The sequence below is a fragment of the Rhizorhabdus argentea genome (assembly GCF_037861105.1).
Classification (GTDB): domain Bacteria; phylum Pseudomonadota; class Alphaproteobacteria; order Sphingomonadales; family Sphingomonadaceae; genus Rhizorhabdus; species Rhizorhabdus argentea.
The window spans coordinates 1-3,768 of record NZ_JBANFK010000049.1 but is presented as its reverse complement, the minus strand read 5'-3'; the positions used below and the strand labels follow the sequence as shown (position 1 = coordinate 3,768).

Below are 3,768 nucleotides of genomic sequence, written 5' to 3'. Positions count from 1 at the left end.
TGGGTGAGCCCGATGGAGGGGCTCGCCAGTTGCCGTGCGTCGGCGCGTCCGAGCAGTTGGCTATAGACCTCATAGGCCATGCGCAGGCCGGAGGCGCCGATCGGATGGCCGAAGCATTTCAGGCCGCCGTCGATCTGGCACGGCATCGCGCCGTCGCGGTCGTAGCGGCCGTCGAGGATGTCGAACACCGCGCGGCCGTCGTCGGAGAAGCCGAGATCCTCCATCGTCACCAGTTCGGTGATCGAGAAGCAGTCATGGACCTCGGACAGCGACACCTGGGTCTTGGGGTCGGTGATGCCGGCCTCCTTATAGGCGCGCGCGGCCGCGTTGCGGGTGGTGGCGACATAGCTGCCGTCCCATTCGGTGGTCTGCGTCTCGCGGCCCGAGCTGGTCGAGAGCTGCAGCGCCTTGATCGTCACCAGGTCCTTCTTGCCGAGCGCCCTGGCGATCTCCGGCGTGGTCACGATCGCGCAGGCCGAGCCGTCGGACACGCCCGAGCAGTCGAACAGCCCGAGCGGATCCGAGATCATCGGCGCGTTCATGATCGTTTCCATCGACACCGCCTTCTGGAAGTGCGCCTTCGGGCTGTGCACGCCGTTCTGGTGGCTCTTCCACGAGACATGGCTGATCGCGCGCTTCATGTCCTCCTTGGAGGTGCCGTATTTCGCGCGATAATAGGGGGCCATCTGGGCAAAGCCGGCCGGCGCCGAGCTCATCGGCAACCACATGTCGTTGAACGTGCCCTTGAACGGTGGCGGCAGCCCGCCAAAGCCGGTGTCCTTGAGCTTCTCCGAGCCGATCGCCAGCGCGATGTCGACCGCGCCGCTGGCCACCGCATAGACCGCGCCGCGCAGCGCCTCGGTGCCGGTCGCGCACATATTCTCCACCCGGCTGACCGGGATGCCCTCGAGCCGCAGCGCCATCGCCGCCGGGATCGACGAGTTGCCGACATTGATGCTGTCGCCCCAGCAGCCGAACCACGCCGCCTCGATCTGCTTGCGCTCGATCCCCGCGTCGGCCAGCGCCTCCTCGAAGGATTCCTTCATCAGCTCGGGCGAGCCGGCATCCCACCGCTCGCCGAACTTGGAACAGCCCATGCCGAGGATCGCGACCTTGTCCTTGATTCCTGTTGCCATGCTCTATGCTCCTCAGGCTGCCGACAGCGGCGTGGATTTCCAGAAATACCGGCTATAACCGCGCTGCCGGTCCTTCTCCTTGATCCGGTACACCATCCGCAGCGGCGTGCCGGTGTCGAGGCCCTGCGGTCCGATATCGACCATCTCCATCAGCATGCGCGCGCCGTTGTCGAACTGCACGAAGCCGACATAGAGCGGCGGCGCCGGATGATAGGACAGCCAGTCGGCGGTCGAGGTCAGCACCGTGCACGGCTCGTCGCGCAGCGAGACCTGCTCGAACTGCTCGCTGGGCGCATGGCACTTCACGCAATATTGCAGCTGCGGGAACTGCACCGTCGCGCACGCGCCGCACTTGCCCGCATTGAACGCCTCCAACTGGCCGGCCGAGCGATATTGCTCGGTCAGCGCGGTCTTGGCGCTCTTCTCCGAGCGCATCCCCCACTCCATGTCGATGCCCTGGTAGAAGCTCAGCATCCGCAGATAGCTGTCGGTCGGGATCGCATCGGCGATCGCCGTCGACACCCCGCGCGCGGGCTTCGCAGCGGCGATCGCGTCGGTCGCCTGGAAGATCAGCGCATCGGCACCCTGCCCGAAGCCGACCAGCAGGATGCGCTCGCCCGGCGCCGCCGTCTCCAGCGTCGCCGCCAGCATCAGCAGCGCATGCGCCGTCCCGGCATAGCCGATCCCGTCGTCGAGCCCGCCGGCGACCTTGCCCTCGAACTTCACCTTCTTGGCCACCGCGTCGGCAGCACCCTTCAGGTAGGACGGCATCACGAAGTGCTGGATGTCGCCGATCGCAAGCTGCGCATCGGCCAGCGCGGCCTTGATCGCCGCCGGCGCGATCTTGCCATAGCCCTCGTCGCGCACCCAGCGCTCTTCCCAGTTATAATCGGTCCCGGCATCGGCGGCGCGGAAATGGTCGACGAACGCCGAGGCCACCGTGGCCGCCCCGACCAGCCGCGCGATCACCTTGTCGCTGCCCACCACGAACGCCGCAGCCCCCGCGCCGAAGCTCAGCTCCTGCGTGCTCGCCGGCTTGCCGAACGGATTGTCCGAGCCGATCACCAGCGCGGTCTCGCTGCCCCTGAGCGCCTGCAGCAGCGCCGAGGTGCCCGCACGCTGCGATCCCGCCGCATCGCTCGTCGCGACATCGCCGCGCGCGCCGATCGCCCGCGCCACCACCACCGCATTCTGCAGATCGGCATAAGGCAGGTTGCTCGAGGCGAGCCGCACCGCGTCGATCGCGCCCGCAGCGCCCGAACCCAGCGCATCGCGCGCCGCCTCGACCGCCATCGTGATCGCGTCCTCGTCCCAGCTGGTGAACGCGCGGCTGCCCTTGGCCTGCCCGCGCAGCCCGGGCACCGCCCATTTGTGCGCCGTCGCGATATGCGCCCGGTCGATGCGCAGCCGAGGAACATAAGCGCCGTACGCGGTAATTCCCAACGCAGTCATATGCTATCTGCCCCTCAGTAGGATTTCGGAAGATCGAGCACGCGCTCGGCGATGAAGCTCAGGATCAGCTGCTCGGTGATCGGCGCGATCCGCAGCAGGATCGACTCGCGGAACAGCCGCTCGACCTGATATTCGGTCGAATAGCCCATCCCGCCATGGGTCATCACCGCGCGCGTGCACGCCTCGAACGCCGCCCGACCGCCCAGGAACTTGCCGGCATTGGCCTCCGCCCCGCACGGCAGGCCCTGATCGTAGAGATAGGCCGCCCGCATGATCATCCAATAGGCGCTCTCCAGATAGGCCCAGTTCTCCGCCAGCGGATGCTGGATGCCCTGGTTCTCGCCGATGAAGCGGCCGAACACCTTGCGCTCGCGCGCATATTGCGCCGCCCGCGCCAGCGCGCCGCGGCCCAGCCCCACCGCCTCGATCCCCACCAGGATCCGCTCCGGGTTGAGGCTGTGCAGGATATAGTGGAAGCCCCGCCCCTCCTCGCCGATGCGGTCGGCATCGGGAATGAAATAATCGTCGATGAAGGTCGTGTTCGAATCGACCGCGTTGCGGCCCATCTTCGGGATCCGCCGCACCTCGATCTGGTCATGGTCGAGATCGGTGTAGAACAGCGTCATCCCGTCGGTCGGCTTGCGGCACTGATCCTTGGCCGTGGTGCGGGTGAGCAGCAGGATCTTGTTGGCAACCTGGCCCGTCGACGTCCAGATCTTGCGCCCCGTCACCCGGTAGCCGCCGTCCACCTTGGTCGCAAAGGTCGTGATGCTGGTCGTGTCGAGCCCCGCATCCGGCTCGGTCACCCCGAAACAGGCCCGGTCGGTCCCCGCAACCAGCGGCTTCAGCATCCGCTCCTTCTGCTCGGGCGTGCCGTTCACCACCACCGAATGCGGCCCGAACAGATTGAGATGCAGCGCGCTCGCCGCCGAATAACCCCCCGCACTCGCCGAAACCTCGTGCATCATGATCGCCGCCTCGGTAACCCCAAGGTTCGACCCTCCCGCCTCCTCCGGCATCGTGATCCCAAGCCAACCCGCATCCGCCATCGCCTTGTGAAACTCGAACGGAAACTTCTTCTCCGTGTCGCACGCAGACCAATATTCGTCACCAAACTGGTCGCAAACACGCTTCACGCCATCACGGATGGCTTCCTGCTCTTCAGAAAACTGGATTTCCA

General features: G+C 66.6%; 3 protein-coding genes. All 3 read right to left on the bottom strand.

Annotation, left to right across the window (positions count from 1 at the left end; translation table 11 throughout):
- Positions 1 to 1,136, bottom strand: a 1,136-nt coding sequence (locus AAC645_RS20250) for an acetyl-CoA acetyltransferase (protein WP_340318385.1), incomplete at its 3' end; no start/stop codon positions are given.
- A 12-nt stretch (positions 1,137 to 1,148) separates the two neighbouring features.
- Positions 1,149 to 2,588, bottom strand: coding sequence for a 3-hydroxy-3-methylglutaryl CoA synthase (locus tag AAC645_RS20245; protein ID WP_340318384.1), 1,440 nt, complete (start codon positions 2,586 to 2,588; stop codon positions 1,149 to 1,151).
- 14 nt (positions 2,589 to 2,602) lie between these two features.
- Positions 2,603 to 3,768: acyl-CoA dehydrogenase family protein (locus AAC645_RS20240; RefSeq protein ID WP_422785868.1), on the bottom strand; the 1,166-nt coding region annotated here is incomplete at its 5' end.

Coding starts and splice junctions, on each gene's coding strand:
- AAC645_RS20245 (WP_340318384.1), bottom strand. CDS start 2,588: ATGACTGCGTTGGGAATTACCGCGTACGGCGCTTATGTTCCTCGGCTG.